General features: G+C 52.7%; 14 protein-coding genes. 8 read left to right on the forward strand and 6 right to left on the reverse strand.

The genetic code is table 11. The annotated features are described in order from the left end of the window. Both FCS97_RS12260 and fabR read right to left on the reverse strand, forming a co-directional pair. Entirely contained in the window at window positions 1-1,413 is a 1,413-nt protein-coding gene (locus FCS97_RS12260) for a UbiA family prenyltransferase (protein ID WP_138518719.1), read from the reverse strand. Further along, window positions 1,410-2,111, reverse strand: coding sequence for an HTH-type transcriptional repressor FabR (gene fabR, locus FCS97_RS12265; RefSeq protein ID WP_138518720.1), 702 nt, complete (start codon window positions 2,109-2,111; stop codon window positions 1,410-1,412). The genes FCS97_RS12260 and fabR overlap by 4 nt, the downstream gene beginning before the upstream one ends. 318 nt (window positions 2,112-2,429) lie before the next feature. On the opposite strand from fabR, the gene FCS97_RS12270 reads away from it, so the two are divergent. Continuing rightward, window positions 2,430-3,047 carry a response regulator transcription factor gene (locus tag FCS97_RS12270; protein WP_138518721.1) on the forward strand — a complete coding sequence of 206 codons (618 nt, stop codon included), beginning with the start codon at window positions 2,430-2,432 and terminating at the stop codon, window positions 3,045-3,047. After that, window positions 3,028-4,950 (forward strand): sensor histidine kinase, encoded by a 1,923-nt coding sequence (locus FCS97_RS12275; protein ID WP_138518722.1) that lies wholly within the window; start codon window positions 3,028-3,030, stop codon window positions 4,948-4,950. The genes FCS97_RS12270 and FCS97_RS12275 overlap by 20 nt, the downstream gene beginning before the upstream one ends. Before the next feature lie 12 nt (window positions 4,951-4,962). Here FCS97_RS12275 and FCS97_RS12280 read toward each other — a convergent pair whose 3' ends face one another. Beyond that, window positions 4,963-6,081: an anhydro-N-acetylmuramic acid kinase gene (locus FCS97_RS12280; RefSeq protein ID WP_138518723.1), complete on the reverse strand. Its 1,119-nt coding sequence runs from the start codon at window positions 6,079-6,081 to the stop codon at window positions 4,963-4,965. A 3-nt stretch (window positions 6,082-6,084) separates the two neighbouring features. Then, window positions 6,085-7,320: a peptidoglycan DD-metalloendopeptidase family protein gene (locus tag FCS97_RS12285; RefSeq protein ID WP_171035299.1), complete on the reverse strand. Its 1,236-nt coding sequence runs from the start codon at window positions 7,318-7,320 to the stop codon at window positions 6,085-6,087. Between the two features lie 281 nt (window positions 7,321-7,601). Between FCS97_RS12285 and tyrS the strand changes: the two genes are divergently transcribed. The 6 genes from tyrS to FCS97_RS12315 are packed head-to-tail and all read left to right on the forward strand — an operon-like array spanning window position 7,602 to window position 13,224. Then, window positions 7,602-8,873, forward strand: a complete 1,272-nt coding sequence (gene tyrS, locus FCS97_RS12290; protein WP_171035300.1) for a tyrosine--tRNA ligase — start codon at window positions 7,602-7,604, stop codon at window positions 8,871-8,873. After that, a complete protein-coding gene (locus tag FCS97_RS12295; protein ID WP_138518726.1) occupies window positions 8,870-9,598 on the forward strand; it encodes a histidine phosphatase family protein in 729 nt (242 codons plus the stop codon). Before tyrS ends, FCS97_RS12295 begins: the two co-directional genes overlap by 4 nt. A gap of 53 nt (window positions 9,599-9,651) precedes the next feature. Then, the gene (gene glyA / locus FCS97_RS12300) at window positions 9,652-10,896 is read left to right on the forward strand and encodes a serine hydroxymethyltransferase (protein ID WP_138518727.1); all 1,245 of its coding nucleotides are present in this window, start codon (window positions 9,652-9,654) and stop codon (window positions 10,894-10,896) included. Window positions 10,897-10,914: 18 nt separating this feature from the next. After that, window positions 10,915-11,427, forward strand: coding sequence for a transcriptional regulator NrdR (gene nrdR, locus FCS97_RS12305; RefSeq protein WP_138518728.1), 513 nt, complete (start codon window positions 10,915-10,917; stop codon window positions 11,425-11,427). Window positions 11,428-11,452: 25 nt separating this feature from the next. Further along, window positions 11,453-12,586, forward strand: a complete 1,134-nt coding sequence (gene ribD / locus FCS97_RS12310; RefSeq protein ID WP_138518729.1) for a bifunctional diaminohydroxyphosphoribosylaminopyrimidine deaminase/5-amino-6-(5-phosphoribosylamino)uracil reductase RibD — start codon at window positions 11,453-11,455, stop codon at window positions 12,584-12,586. Between the two features lie 8 nt (window positions 12,587-12,594). Next, window positions 12,595-13,224, forward strand: a complete 630-nt coding sequence (locus FCS97_RS12315; protein WP_138518730.1) for a riboflavin synthase — start codon at window positions 12,595-12,597, stop codon at window positions 13,222-13,224. Here FCS97_RS12315 and FCS97_RS12320 read toward each other — a convergent pair. Both FCS97_RS12320 and FCS97_RS12325 read right to left on the reverse strand, forming a co-directional pair. Beyond that, window positions 13,215-13,967 carry a DUF3047 domain-containing protein gene (locus FCS97_RS12320; RefSeq protein WP_171035301.1) on the reverse strand — a complete coding sequence of 251 codons (753 nt, stop codon included), beginning with the start codon at window positions 13,965-13,967 and terminating at the stop codon, window positions 13,215-13,217. The genes FCS97_RS12315 and FCS97_RS12320 overlap by 10 nt on opposite strands. A gap of 25 nt (window positions 13,968-13,992) precedes the next feature. Continuing rightward, complete coding sequence (locus tag FCS97_RS12325; RefSeq protein WP_138518732.1) at window positions 13,993-15,345, reverse strand: TIGR04283 family arsenosugar biosynthesis glycosyltransferase; 1,353 nt, start codon at window positions 15,343-15,345, stop codon at window positions 13,993-13,995. Window positions 15,346-15,356 lie beyond the last annotated feature (11 nt).

The raw sequence follows: 15,356 nt of genomic DNA on the forward strand, positions 1-15,356 counted from the left end.
TCAGGAAGCCAAATACACGAGCACACCGACTGAGAACAGAAAGCCCCAGCTGATGCGATCATGAATGGCGAAATGCACGGGATCATCAATCATTTCCTTGCGGGAAGTCATGATCCAGATTCGCATCAACCAATACAAAAACAAAGGGCAAATACCCCACAAGAACTCGGGTGTGCGGTAAAGCATGGTGCCGTTTTGACTGTCGACGTACAAGGCCAACACCAACACAGCGACAAACCCACTGGAAATGCCCATGGACACGAGGTAACTCAGATCGCTCATGCGGTAACCGCGTCCCTGTGGCTGGGTGCCTTCAAGCTGCAAGAACTCAAGCTCAGCGCAACGCTTCACCAAAGCCAGGCTTAAGAACACGAACAGGGAAATCGCCAACAACCAGCTAGACAAATCAAGATCTGCTCCCACGCCACCTGCAATCACCCGAACCGTGTAGAGCATGGCCAAAAGCAGAACATCAACGAACGCCGTTCTTTTGAATACAAAGGTATATAGCAGGGTAACAAGGGTGTAAATGACCAACACCAGCGTGAACTGCCAGCCCACGGCGAACCAGGACACCGCAAAACCGCCAATGCCCAGCAGTTTCATAAAGAGGAAAGCTTTGCTGATCCCAAGCGCTCCGCTGGCCATGGGGCGATGACGTTTGCGGGGGTGTTGCCGGTCCGCATTCAGATCCATCAGGTCGTTCCAGATGTAGGTGGCCGATGCCACCAAACCGAAGGCCAGAAATCCCCACAACATGGTTACCCACAACACCGGGTCTGCCTCGTGCGAGGCTATCAATGGCAAAAACAGCAAACCATTTTTTGCCCACTGCTGCAAGCGTATGGCTTTCAACCACACTTTCAGCCCGGTTTGCCGGGTATCAAGTCGGTTAAGCTCAACCCCAGCGGCAGTTGCCAAACTGCGCGTACGCAAAGAGGTATTGACCCCAAAGGCCACCGCCGCCTGTTTCCAGACTGGTATATCCACAGTGGAATCGCCAAAGTACATGAATGGTTTGCCCTGGCTGTCAGTTTCAATGGCTTTCAGCTTTTGCAAACCTTTCAAGTTGGAATCGTCACTTGCAATCACTCGGTCAAACAAGCCAAGCCGCACAGCAACCTTTTGAACGTCACGCCTCACAGACGCGCTGGCCAAGACCAGTTCATGCCCAGCCGATTTCAATTGGTTCAAACGCTCAAGAACCATGGCATCGATCGGCAGGTGGTCCAGCATGGGGTCTATTCGCCTGGCGACCTCGGTTTTAAATACCCATGCACCCTGAATGGCCCACAACAACATCGGAAACACATAAAAAACGTTCTGCTTGAGCAGCAACAAACAGCTCTCAAGCAGTACGTCCGACGGGCTTAATGTGCCATCCAGATCGACATAAACAATGGGCTTGCTCATTTCGGTTTGGACAAACCACTCAACAAAGACTGAGTGGGCTCCTCTTCCCAGTGGGCAGCACCCAGAAACACCATCACAATTTGCTTCACAAAATTGTCGAGCATTTCTTTCTCAATTTGAGGCTGATCTGCCCTTGCGTCCAGGAAATCCGTGGCCGAGTTCATCATCAAGGTGACCACCAAACTGCAAATCAGGGTCAGTGTGTGCGTGGACAGTCCAGGAAAGATATTCAGCAAGCGAAGGTCGCTGGCCATTTCATTGGTGAAATGCGCGATTTCATTTCGAATGGCGTTGCGCAGCGATTGCGAACCACCTGATCTTTCCGAACTGATAAAACGCCATTCAAGGTGATGCTGTTTCAAATAGGTGACAAACACACTCACCGAATGCCGGATCATGTCCTCACCGGGCAAACTGGCCTGACGAGCCTCTCGCAACAAACGCCTCAGTGTAATACCGCCCTCTTCGACCAAGGCCAGTCCTAATTCATCGGTGGTTTTGAAGTGACGATAAAAGGCGGTCGGCACCACACCGGCCTCCCGGGTAATTTCCCGAATGCCCAGTGCCGTAAAACTGCTGCCGTTGCCAACAAGGGTGAGCGCAGCCTGCATCAAATTTTGACGCGTTTGTTCTTTGCGTCGAACCCGGGCCTGTGTTTCATCAACCGGCTTGGTCGCGGCGCTTGATCTTGTTCTCATGGTTTTTGCTCGAGCCTAGTCTGGATTAGTCAACTTCCTGACCTACCCATATATTGTAATGAAAAGCAGGCCTTTCACGACCAAACAAGCCGCAAGCCAGTGAAATAGGACTTACCGACGGTGAAAAGAACCAACAGAGCCGAAGCATTTCGGGAATTATTACTGCAATTACGGGTTTTGCGTATTGACTGCATGAACCCGAGAAGATTTACTCCCCCTAAAGAGGGTTGGAAAAAGGTGTTAATCCATTAAAGATGTTTACATGCTCACATTTAGTGACACCTTTTCAACTAGCTTTTCCTCGGGAGGAGACATTCAATGCCATCGAACCAAATTCTGGTCATCGAAGATCATCCACTGTTCGCAACAGGCATCAAAGACCTGGTCGAGTTCGTGGCAACCAATGCAGACATTCTCTGCGCGTCCAGTATCGCGCATGCCAAAGAGCTGTGTACCAACAACTCACCTGCGCTTATCATCACCGACCTGCGCCTGCCCGACTGCCAGGGACAGGAGGTAATTGACACACTGGCCTTGATCAGTGCAAACTTGCCAATGCTGATCATGAGTGGCGACGATGCTCTGCTTTACTCGGTCATACCGAACCAACACTCCCCATCCTGGAAACTGTCCAAATCAGAGGGATTCGAGCAAACCTCCGCGGTCTTGCTAGAGGCACTCACCCGCGCGGGCGTTCAAGTTCAGTGGCGCCCCAACGCCCTTTCCAACCGTCAAACCAACGGGGAACACATCACTGGGCGACTCGGTCAAAACAACGGCATTCAACTGACGCATAAGCAGCAACAAGTGATGCACTTTTTGGCGTCAGGTCTTTCCAACAAGGAAATTGCCCGCAAATTAGACTTGTCTCCTGAAACCATCAAGACACATTTGCGCGAAATTTTCACTCGCATGAATGTTAAAAACCGAACCTAGGCCGTTAGTCTTTATCGTAAGATTCCTCGACTTAACGCGTCGGCCATCGCATAAAACCAAGCGCTGGCGAAATGCTGGCGAGCAGCATAATTATAAAATGACAGACAGTTCACTCTCAGGGCTCGCAATATTGCTGGGTATCGCCTTATACCCGTTTTTTGCAAATCACCTTCCCAATCAACGGCAAAATGCAGCTGCCGTGATTGGCGTGGTGGTGTTGGGCTTCCTGGTTCTCGGACACGAAACTTTTCCGGAATTGAGTCACGGATCCGCCTCACACACCGGCTTACAATTTATTTCATTTCTCTTTTTCGGTTGTGCTTTTCTAGGGAGAAAACGGGGCGTTGTCGCAGCAGAACGATCGGCCCTGGTGCCTTTTGCCATCGCTTGTATCTGCGCAATCGCCGACATGTTCATCGAATCCGGCTTGGCATACACCCTATTTATAGGCGTTCAAGCTGCGTGCTTGATGGCCATTACCAAAACATACAGTAATCTGCCCAAAGTAACCTTGATCAAAGCCGTTTATTTTGGGCTGTTGTACTGCACAGTCAATGGCCTTTATCATGCCGCAACCGCGGGTGACATGACACCGATAGTCGAGCTATCCACAGTTAAAGCTTTGTTCTACATCCTGCTCGGAACCTGTGTTTTTCACATGGTATTTCAGGATTTTTCACGAACCCGGACCAGAAAAGGTTTGGATGGACAAACCAAACTTGACCAAGACATCATGAAACTGGCGTTTCGAGGCCGAAGAATCTTGAAAGATTTCCGTCACGATTTACGCCAACCGATCAGCACCTTGGGAATACTCGCCAGCGTGGGCAAGGCCATCTCCAAAGATCCCGAAGTAACGGCACGCTACCAGCACATTCAGACTGCTCAGAAAGCCCTGAAAAACATGCTCGAGGATTTTTTCGATCAACTGGGCAATGCGATCAGGTACCCTCAAGACGATCACTCGATGCCCCTGGCTCCAGTTGCAGTGCATGATATTCTCGGCCCGCTTGTTGACGAATATCGAATGCTGGCGGACGGAAAAAAGCTTCAAATCCGTTATTTACCCAGTGAAATCAGTGTAATGAGTAACCGGGAAGCATTGTCAAAGATACTTCGCAATGGACTGGACAATGCCATCAAATACACCAACAAAGGTGGTGTAGTCGTTGGTTTACGCAAACGAAAGGGTCGCGTGTGCATTCAAATTGCAGACACCGGCTCTGGTGTTGAAAATGACAAGGTAGCCAGCCACAACAAGGGTTGGGGGCACGGCTCCAACATCGTGCGAGACTTGAGCGAACAGATCCTCGCAAAAACTGAGTGTCGCAATCGATATTACAACGGCAAACTGGCAGGCTCCGTATTTGAGGTTGTATTGCCGGAAGAGACGGAAATCAGCCATCGCAGCAAACGACCAGCTTTCACCAGTCAAATGACATTTGAGGCACAAGTGATGGCCATGAACAATGATCACTTGCTCGAAATTCAGCGCAAGTTGCCAGTTCAGGGTTTTGACAAAGTGGGGTTCACACTCAGTGGCGCCTACCGGGCCTACCTCAACGCGCTGCGCAAAGGCATGGCCTCGGTCTATATTCTTTATGCCGGAGATCCCTCACAAAAAACGCCTGCCATTGAACAGTTGAAACTGCTTGGCTCTTTGCTGGACTACGAACCTTGCTGCATTCTGATTTACGAGGCGAGCCAAGAAAGCAATCCTCACATCGAATTTGCTCGTGAAATGATACGAATTCCATTAATTTCAGGGCAGACAGAGGCGAGCCTGAGTGTCATTTCTGAACTTTTCCCACCAAGGGAAAAAACATTGATTCCAACCACCGACGCCGATTTGAACACCCAAAACAAAAACGAAAATATCAGCAAGTCAATGTTGACCAACTAAGCAACGCTTGTTTCACAACGCCCGGTGTAATGCACCCAATATTGCAGGCCTGCCCGCGCCAGTCACCGATGGACTATTACCCGCCACACCAAGCAGATATTGAGCAGCCAGCCAAGAAAATGCAGCGGCCTCCACGGCCTGCGCAGGCAGCCCGAGATTTTCGATCGGCAGAATGTCGGCAGGCGAGCATTCGCAGCGTAGCTGATTGATCAATGTGCTGTTTTTTGCACCACCACCGCATACATAAACCTGCTCAACCAACACCGGCAAACACGATTTGACAGCCCTGACAGCCAAGGCAAGCAGGGTTGCCATGACGTCTTCTGAAGAAAGATTGTCTGAGTCCGCGAGGCATTGATCAAACCACTGCACATTAAAATCATCACGGCCGGTGCTCTTTGGCCATGGTTGATGAAAGAAAGGATGCGTCCAAAAACGTTCGAGCAGGGTATCGTCGGGGCTACCCATGGCAGCGATTTCGCCATCACTGTCCATCGACAAACCGAAAGCACGCTGGGCCCACAAATCCATCAAGCAGTTGGCTGGCCCGCAGTCACCCCCGGCCAAAGGCTGCCCCTGCCCATTAAGCACCGTCAGGTTTGAAAAACCGCCCAGGTTCAATACTGCGGTTTGATCGTAAACGCCCTTGCCGTTCAACCACGCCTGATGAAAAGCAGGAACCAAGGGAGCGCCCTGCCCGCCCAAAGCGATATCTTTGGAGCGAAAATCATTGACCACATCAATACCGGTTCGGGTGGCGAGCAAAGCGCCATCCAGCATTTGATAGGTATAGCCCAGGTCGGGCCTGTGCCTGAGCGTTTGACCATGCGCGCCCAGTACCTGAACATCAGTCGACTCAAGCCCCAAGAAAGACAGCAGGTCACCGACTGTGCTGGCATAGACTTCAGTCAACCCTTTTCGGGCCTCTAACAAAATGGCGATCGGGTCAGCACCAAGGGGAAAACGGGGTGGAATTTCTTGCAGGGACAGCAAAGTTTGCTTCAGATCAGGCGGAAACTCAGTGCTTCGAACACCAAGAAACCGCATTTCCTGAGTTTTTGCATCAATTTGAACCGCGGCCACGTCGACACCATCTGTGCTGGTACCCGACATGGCCCCCAAAGCAATCATGGATTACTGGGCACGGGCCAAACGTTGGGCTGTAGCCAGCTCCATGCGGCGATCCAGCGCCAGTTGAACGCGTTTGAATTCGCTAAATGAACTGCGATCCAGTGGTTCAGCTTGGGCCACAGTAATGCTGAGGGGATTTTTCGGCACGCGATTTACACGGAACTCGTAGTGCAAGTGCGGTCCAGTCGCCCATCCGGTTGCGCCAACGTAACCAATAACGTCACCCTGCTCAACCTTCTGCCCCACTTTTACACCTTTGCCAAAACGGGAAAGGTGGGCGTATGCAGTGCTGTAACCACTGTGGTGTTGAATTTCAACGAAATTGCCATAGCCGTTTTGCCAGCCAGAGAATTTGACCGTGCCACTGGCTGTCGCCATGATCGGAGTACCAGTGGGCGCTGCGTAATCTACGCCGTTGTGCGCTTTCCAGCGCTTTTGGATGGGGTGAAAACGGCGAGGCGTAAAGCCAGACGAAATTCGGGAGAAAGCCAAGGGTGAGCGGAGAAAAGACTTCTTCAGGCTGCGGCCTTCTTCGTTGTAATAACCTGCGTTGCGGTTGCCACTTGGCGCAAACCAATACGCCTTGAACGGCTTGTTGTTGTTCACAAACTCAACGGCCAGCACGCGCCCGGAGCGCGCAGAGCGACCTTCAAGGGTCAGGTCTTCGTATACCACTTTGAACTCATCGCCCTTGCGCAGCTCACGGTGGAAATCGATGTCGGAGCCAAAAATTTCAGTGAGCTGAATTGCCACTGAATCGGGCATTCCGGCCTTGTCCGCCGCAGCAAACAATGACGACTCAATACGCCCGGAACGAAACACGATTTGTTTTTCGAAATTAACGGATTCCAGACTTGCCGAGAATTGACCATTCACCTTCCGGATCAGGATTGATTCCTGGCTGTCTTCATCAATACCGCTTTTGTAGCGGAGCCATTGCAAATCACCATCCGCAGTTTGCTGAACCGTCAACACCCGACCCGCGCGCAAATTAACCAGATTACGCGCTGTTTTGTCCTGTGCCATGAAAGAAGCCAGACCAGTTGTACTGACACCCATGCGTTCCAGCAAGCCAACGAGGGTATCGCCACGGCGAATTCGCTCTTCGGCCACCAAAGGATCGAAGGTATACACGCCCTGATCGGCCAAATTCAACTCGACCGCCTCAACAACCACTTCGGAGTTCAACAGGGCGGAATCAACCGGAGAATTTTGAACAGAGCCTGCGATTGCAACCACTGCACCAAGAACAGGGAATGAAAAAAACCCTACAATGACCCACTTTCTGTGATTGTGAGATTGGGGAAGCGCGGCGTCGGCATACTGCCACCCCGACTGAATAAAGCGCTTGGTAAGAGAAAAGCCCTGTCCCCACGCGGCGATTGCTCGCTCTAAGAAATTCTGAAGCATCATGTTTTAGTTTTAGAGGTGTGAAAGTTCACGAGCCGATCGCCCACAATCAGCTTTATTTTCAAAAATACAACACTGAAGTTTGCCAGAGTGTAACAAAGGATTGCCAAATGAACCAGTCACCTGATAGAAGCCCCCCAAAAAATACGGAAACTACTGAGAATTTGTCTGCTTCCGTTCGGCACGCCCTTGAAGTGACCAAGCGCGCCTGTGAAGAACTGTTGATTGAATCCGAATGGATTCAAAAACTGGTTCAGAGCGAAAAAACAGGCAAACCCCTGCGCATCAAACTGGGACTGGACCCCACAGCACCCGACATTCATTTGGGCCACACAGTGGTACTCAACAAGCTTCGTCAATTGCAAGATTTAGGCCATCAGATCATCTTTCTGATTGGTGACTTCACATCCATGATTGGCGATCCGTCTGGCCGCAACAGCACCCGCCCACCGTTGACCAAGGAACAGGTTCTGGACAACGCCAAAACCTACCACGAGCAGGCTGTTAAAATTCTGGATCCCCAACGCACAGCAATTGAGTTCAACAGCAAGTGGCTGATGCCCCTGGGCGCAGACGGCATGATCCGCCTGGCCAGCAGCTACACCGTGGCCCGCATGCTGGAGCGGGACGATTTCACCAAACGTTATCAATCGGGCACGCCGATTGCCGTGCACGAATTTTTGTATCCTCTTTTGCAGGGCTATGACTCGGTTGCACTGGAAAGCGATTTGGAGCTGGGCGGTACCGACCAGAAATTCAACTTGCTCATGGGCCGCGAACTACAAAAACAAAACGGCCAAAGCGCCCAGTGTATTTTGACCATGCCACTGTTGGTAGGCACCGATGGCGTGGACAAAATGTCAAAGTCCAAAAACAACTACATCGGTGTGACCGAGACGCCGTCCAATATGTTTGGCAAGGTGATGTCAATTTCCGACGAATTGATGTGGAACTGGTACACCCTCCTCAGTTTCAAATCCCTGGCCGACATTGAGGCCTTGAAACAGGCCTGTGCCAATGGTGAGAACCCGCGCAACGCCAAGGTGGCTCTTGCTCAGGAATTGGTGGCTCGTTTTCACAACCAGCAGGCTGCAGTGGATGCACTTTCAGAATTTGAAGCACGCTTCAAGCAAGGGGTGCTGCCCGAGGACATGCCCGAGGTAAACCTGAATATGCCAGAAGGTGAGACGGATGCGGGTTTGGCTTGGGTACTGAAGGCAGCCAGCCTGTGTGAAAGCAGCAGCGATGCCAACCGCAACATTCAACAAGGCGGCGTCAAAATTGATGGCGAAAAGGTCTCGGACAAGGCCACTCGACTGCTTACTGGCAGCTATGTCATTCAAGTGGGCAAACGCCGCTTCGCCAAGGTGCACCTGAATTGAGCAGCCAAGCCATTGATTTTGGTGCAATTGTCCGCAAAAAACCGACAGGTACGCGCTTCATTCTGGTGCGCCATGGCGAAACCGACTGGAACAAGGAAAAGCGATTTCAGGGTCATACCGACATTGCCCTGAATGCGCATGGCCTGTTACAGGCACAATTGCTTGGTAAGCACTTTGGCTCGCTAAAGGCGCAGGGGATTGAACTTTACACGCACTGCGTCAGCAGCGATCTGAGCCGGGCTTACTCTACAGCCACTATCATTCATGGGTCGAAAACACCTGCGATCGAGTTGAATGCGGGTCTACGCGAGCGTCACTACGGCCATTTGTCTGGCCTGACGGGTGATGAAATGCAGGCAAAAAGCCCACAAGAATTCGACAGTCTGAAAAACCGCGAGCCCGACGCCCCATTACAAGGCGGGGAAAGTCTGAACCAGTTTTACACCAGGGTTGTGTCCGCCTTCGAGCAAATCAGGCAACACGCTAGCCCCGGCGACACCATTTTGCTGGTGGCCCATGGCGGTGTACTCGATTGTATTTACCGCCACTGTACAGGTGAGCCCATCGAGAAGCAGCGCGAGTGGCAGTTGCCCAACTGCGCACTCAATGTGGTGGAGATTGACCCGGGTGGCCAAAAACAGGTGCGTTTGTGGGCCTGGGTGGAACATTTGAACAACGACGAACCGGGCCAAAACATGGACGAAGTCGATGGTCGAATCGCTTGAAATCATTTAGAATGTTGGGCTTGTCTTGAACCCTCTCGTCTTCGGAAATTGTTATGTTTGATCGCCAAAAGGGCATCGCCCAAACCGACCCTGAATTGTGGACTGCCATGCAGCAGGAAACCACCCGCCAGGAAGACCACATTGAGTTGATCGCGTCTGAAAACTACGCCAGCCCAGCCGTGATGGAAGCCCAGGGTTCACAGCTGACCAACAAATACGCCGAAGGCTACCCCGGCAAGCGCTACTACGGCGGCTGCGAGCACGTGGACGTGGTTGAAGACCTGGCCATTGAGCGCCTGAAGAAGCTGTTTGGCGCTGAAGCCGCCAACGTGCAACCCAATTCCGGATCACAGGCCAATCAGGCCGTGTTTTTTGCCTTGCTGCAACCAGGCGACACCATCATGGGCCTGTCATTGGCTGAAGGTGGTCACCTCACCCACGGCATGCCATTGAACATGTCTGGCAAGTGGTTCAACGTGGTGTCATATGGCCTGAACAAGGAAGAAGCCATTGATTACGACCAGGTCGAAGCCCTGGCCCGTGAGCACAAGCCAAAAATTATCATCGCTGGCGCATCAGCCTACGCGCTGCGCATCGACTTTGAGCGCTTTGCCAAAATCGCCAAGGAAGTGGGCGCCTACTTCATGGTGGACATGGCCCACTACGCTGGTTTGATCGCTGCGGGCGTATATCCCAACCCAGTGCCGCACGCTGACGTGTGTACATCAACCACGCACAAATCACTGCGTGGTCCACGAGGCGGCATCATTCTGATGAAAGAAGAGCTGGCCAAAAAAATCAACAGTGCAATTTTCCCGGGTATTCAGGGCGGCCCCTTGATGCACGTGATTGCGGGCAAGGCTGTGGCCTTCCACGAAGCACTGCAACCTGCATTCAAGGAATACCAGCAGCAAGTGGTGTTGAATGCCAAAGCCTTGGCCGAAACGCTGGTTGAGCGCGGCCTGCGCATTGTGTCTGGCCGCACAGAAAGCCATGTGATGCTGGTTGACCTGCGTGCCAAGGGCATTACCGGCAAAGCTGCGGAAGCCGCTTTGGGCAATGCACACATCACAGTGAACAAGAACGCCATTCCAAATGACCCTGAAAAGCCATTTGTCACCAGTGGTATTCGCTTGGGTAGCCCAGCCATGACCACACGTGGTTTCAAGGAAGAGCAGGCCCGTGCAGTTGGCCACTTGATCGCTGATGTGCTTGAAAACCCGGAAGACGAAGCCACATTGGCCACCGTTCGTGCCAAGGTCAAGGAATTGACCAGCCAGTTTCCTGTTTACAAGTAAGCAAAGGGCAGCGGCGTTATGAAATGCCCTTTTTGTGGCAACGCCGACACCCAGGTAGTCGACTCGCGTACGTCTGAAGAAGGCGACGCGATTCGTCGCCGCCGCCAGTGCAGCGGTTGCGGCAAACGCTTCACCACTTACGAGCGGGCCGAACTGTTTCTGCCCGCCATCGTTAAAAAAGACGGTTCACGCGTCGAATTTTCCCGAGACAAACTTCGTGGCAGTTTAATGCTCGCTTTGCGCAAGCGCCCTGTTCGTGCAGAGGCCATCGACGAGGCCATTTCAAGCATTGAAGAAAAATTGCTGGTCAGCGCCGCACGCGAAGTGGACACCAAGTTTTTGGGTGAGTTGGTGATGCAACAACTCAAGCAACTGGACACAGTGGCCTACATTCGGTTTGCGTCGGTTTACAAAAGCTTTGAAGACCTGCAAAGTTTCTCTGAAGAAATTGCACACTTGACCGCCCCAGCGGAAAACAACGCAAATTCCAGCAAACCCAAAACTCGAAACACCGCCAAAAAAGGCGTTTAAAAGCAACTGAGAAGTCACTGAGGCCATGGCGACCACCCACCCTGCCGACGAACACTGGATGCAGCATGCGCTGAACCTGGCCTGGAAGGGGCAGTACAGCACCACGCCCAATCCGCGGGTCGGCTGCGTTTTTGTGCGTGACGGGGTTGCAATTGCTGAGGGCTTTCACGCCAAAGCCGGCGAAGGCCACGCAGAAGTACAAGCGATTGCCGACGCCAAGGCACGAGGTATTTCCCTTGCTGGCAGCACCGCCTATGTCACCCTTGAACCGTGTGCCCACCATGGCCGCACCGGCCCCTGTGCAGAAGCACTGGTGACCACTGGCGTTCATCGAGTGGTGGTTGCGGTTCTCGACCCCAACCCGCTGGTGGCAGGCAAGGGCATGGCAATATTGCGAGCGGCTGGTATTGAAACCAACGATGGCGTTTTGATTGAAGAAGCACGCTGGATCAACCGTGGTTTCTTCAGCCGAATGGAGCGCAAGCGCCCCTGGGTGCGCCTGAAGGTGGCCAGTAGTGCAGACGGTGTAAGTGCCTTGAACAACGGTGTTAGCCAGTGGATTACCGGCGAGGAAGCCCGGCTGGACGGGCACCACCTGCGCGCCCAGGCCTGTGCCGTGCTCAGCGGCATTGGCACAGTGAAAGCGGACAACCCACAATTGAATGTGCGCGGTATTGACACTGAGCGCCAACCCTTGAAAGTGGTGGTGGACAGCAAGCTGGAAATTTCGCCAGATGCACGCCTGTTACAAACCGGCCGCGTACTGCTTGCACACACCGAGCCACAAACGCCAAACTGGCTGATCACACACCCCAATGCTGCGAACATTGAGGCCTTGAACGTGGCGCCAGTGGCGGCAGGTTTGCATGCAGGCAAAGTAAAAACAGATTTACTGCGTCTGTTGCAGGAACTGGCACAACGGGGCATTAATGAATTGCACCTTGAGGCAGGGTATGGGCTCAACGGTTCATTCCTGCAAGCCGGGTTGGTCGATGAAATTGTACAGTACATCGCACCGCGTTTTTTGGGACCGGGCCAAGGCCTCTTTCGCCTACCCGAACTTGACGCCCTTCCAGCCTATGTGGAATGGACAATCCATTCATTTGAACAAAAAGGACAAGACCTGCGAGTTACGTGGGTTCGAACCAAGCAGGAGTAGTAGCAAACATGTTCACTGGAATTATTGAATCAATTGGTCAAATCAAAACTGTAGAACCGCTTCAAAACTCTGCTTACGCTGGGGTTCGATTGGCCGTGCATGCGCCCTCACTTGATTTTTCAGATGTGAAACTGGGCGACAGCATTGCCATTCAAGGCGCTTGCATGACCGTGGTGGCCATGGAGGCGCAAACCTTTCACGTCGATGTGTCACAGGAAAGTTTGTCAAAAACCGTGGGCCTAAGCACGTCAGGTGAAGTGAATCTGGAGAAGGCCATGCGTTTGTCAGATCGCGTGGGTGGGCATTTGGTGAGCGGCCATGTGGATGGCTTGGGCAGCGTGGTGGATTTTTCACCCGTGGGTGAAAGCTGGCACTTGCAAATTCGTGCGCCGAAAACTTTGGCTCCTTTCTTTGCCTACAAAGGCTCGGTTACCGTGAATGGCGTCAGCCTGACCGTGAACCAGGTGGACGATCATGCAAGCGGCGAATGCGATATTCACATCAACCTGATTCCGCACACCGTTCAAATGACCACTTTGAAACATTTGAACGCAGGCAGCCCGGTTAACTTGGAGATTGACCAGATCGCCAGGTACTGCGAGCGAATTGTGAAGACCATGAATTTGAATCAGGGCTGAGCTTGCACACGACCAAACAAGGCCTTGGCCTTCGATTTGGTGTTGTCTGAATCAGCCCCCAGCGCGATGCCAGTGAACATCACAGGGCCCTCTGGCAATTCCTTGCCAAAGGCTTTGCGCGCATCGGCCTGCAAATCCCTGTTCTCCGAAATCAATTCCGTGCCGCTAGCTGAATCACGAACCACAATATTTCTCACACGGTCGGTGTAAGGGTTGTCAAATACTTGGCCCACCTTTTCGCCGGGCGTTCCCCACACATAGCACAAGGTTGCTGCTGGCAGGCGTTCACCAGAAAGCGTACGCGCAGCTGCCAAGGCCAAGCGTGTACCGAGGCCAAGCTTGCCTTCATCAATCTGAATGAATGCACAAAGCTTCGCCCCTGCATCGTCACCCGCCTTGGTTTGCAAATTGGCTTTGGTGGGCTGAGTCAACACCTGCCAATCCCAGGTCAAAGTAGTCAGCGCCAAAGGCTTTGCGAACGGATGCACCAGCGTACCGTAAGCCATCTCAGCCTCGGCCTGCAACACAGTTTGATTGCCTTGCCTCAACAGCTTGAATTGCGTGTGTGCTGCAATATCCGGGTGATACTGCGCCTTCCACGGCACAGGAAGTCCGGCTGCGGGATCTGAAGGCCAGGGTGCCAATACTTGAGCCCCTTGAGCCAGAACGCCGCTTGAAATACCAGTAATGGCAAACAGCAAAGCCACTTTAAAAGCGCCAGCCTTCAACACAAAAGTGCGCATACAAAACCCCTTGGTTCTCATTTGTTCAGTCAGCCATTGCATAACGCAAGGGCCAATCAGCAGGCACACAACCCGACCGAATCGCCAGCTCAAGATCATCAGGCTCATCAATGTCCAATTGCGGCGGCAACCACACAGCCTGCAAGCCACGCTGTTGCAAAGCATCCCGGGTTTGCTCGGCCACCGCGGCTGTACCCCATTGTATTGCACTGGAAAATATCTCTGGCACAAGGCGATTGCAGGCCACGGCCACATAACCGCCATCGTGTGCAGGCACAAAGGCCAATCCGCCCTGTCTTGCGGCCACTTGTAATTCATGCAAATCAGCAACAGAAAACCCAACCGCATCAGGCCCAAGAAGCACCACCAGTTCACTGTCAATCAGGTGGGCTTCAACCGCGGTTTGCATTCGCACGCCCAAGTGCCCCTCTGGTTGAATGTGGCGCTGAATGGCCCGACCGTCCAGCAACCTGGTCCATTGCTCGGTACTACCACCATCGGTCCAAAGCACAACATTCACACCCTGTAATTTGTCCAAAGTACTTAACAGCAAATAACGTGCAAACGCAGCACATTGCTCGGCCCCCAGCACGGGCATCAACCTTGTTTTTACCCGCCCGGCCTCTGGATACTTGGCAAACACCGCGACAGTCACAGGCAGTTTGTGTCGGGTGTCTGCATAAAGCCTCGCCAACTCGTCGGCAGACACTCCCCGCCAATACAAAAAACGAAAGCGCCACATCAATACAATGGTTGCCCAAGCGCCGTTGACATCCCATCGACGCCCCGATGTAGTCACTGGGGAAGCAACAGCCACAAATTCTCTTGGCGCAGCCTGCTTTAAACGTCTGCACAGCTCGATGTCTTCCATCAAGGGCTGGTTTGGAAACCCGCCTACCCGCTTGAACAGGGAGCAGCTGACAAACAAAGCCTGGTCACCTGTACCAATTTTAGTCAGCCTTGAGCGATGATTCATGAACCAGGCCACCACAGGAAGCCATGCACTTTTACCCTCAATCTGCACATTGAACCGGCCCCAAAGGCACGCCTTCAAGCTGGATAAAAAAGCCTGCCAAGCCAGCGGGGTCAACACCGTGTCTGCATGCAAAAAAAGAAATACATCCCCTCGGGCTTTCTCGGCACCGGCATTCATTTGTTGTGCCCGCCCCTTGCCACATTGAAGCGCGTTCACTTGGGAATGTTTGGCCAAAGTTTGCAATACAGGCCAACTGTGGTCAGTCGAACCGCCGTCGACCAGCAACAACTCGTCACCTTGCCTGAGCAACTGAACAAGTGCCTGAACCCGAACCAACAAAGAATTGTCGCCTTGCGCCGGCACTTCGTTGTACACCGGCATGACGATGGAGACGGTGGGCATGTGCTGCCGCC

This window comes from Limnobacter alexandrii, assembly GCF_005871185.1.
Taxonomy (GTDB): Bacteria; Pseudomonadota; Gammaproteobacteria; order Burkholderiales; family Burkholderiaceae_B; genus Limnobacter; species Limnobacter alexandrii.

Coding starts and splice junctions, on each gene's coding strand:
- FCS97_RS12320 (WP_171035301.1), bottom strand. CDS start 13,967: ATGCGCACTTTTGTGTTGAAGGCTGGCGCTTTTAAAGTGGCTTTGCTG.
- FCS97_RS12280 (WP_138518723.1), bottom strand. CDS start 6,081: ATGATTGCTTTGGGGGCCATGTCGGGTACCAGCACAGATGGTGTCGAC.
- FCS97_RS12325 (WP_138518732.1), bottom strand. CDS start 15,345: ATGCCCACCGTCTCCATCGTCATGCCGGTGTACAACGAAGTGCCGGCG.
- FCS97_RS12270 (WP_138518721.1), top strand. CDS start 2,430: ATGCCATCGAACCAAATTCTGGTCATCGAAGATCATCCACTGTTCGCA.
- FCS97_RS12275 (WP_138518722.1), top strand. CDS start 3,028: ATGTTAAAAACCGAACCTAGGCCGTTAGTCTTTATCGTAAGATTCCTC.
- fabR (WP_138518720.1), bottom strand. CDS start 2,111: ATGAGAACAAGATCAAGCGCCGCGACCAAGCCGGTTGATGAAACACAG.
- glyA (WP_138518727.1), top strand. CDS start 9,652: ATGTTTGATCGCCAAAAGGGCATCGCCCAAACCGACCCTGAATTGTGG.
- FCS97_RS12315 (WP_138518730.1), top strand. CDS start 12,595: ATGTTCACTGGAATTATTGAATCAATTGGTCAAATCAAAACTGTAGAA.
- tyrS (WP_171035300.1), top strand. CDS start 7,602: ATGAACCAGTCACCTGATAGAAGCCCCCCAAAAAATACGGAAACTACT.
- ribD (WP_138518729.1), top strand. CDS start 11,453: ATGGCGACCACCCACCCTGCCGACGAACACTGGATGCAGCATGCGCTG.
- nrdR (WP_138518728.1), top strand. CDS start 10,915: ATGAAATGCCCTTTTTGTGGCAACGCCGACACCCAGGTAGTCGACTCG.
- FCS97_RS12260 (WP_138518719.1), bottom strand. CDS start 1,413: ATGAGCAAGCCCATTGTTTATGTCGATCTGGATGGCACATTAAGCCCG.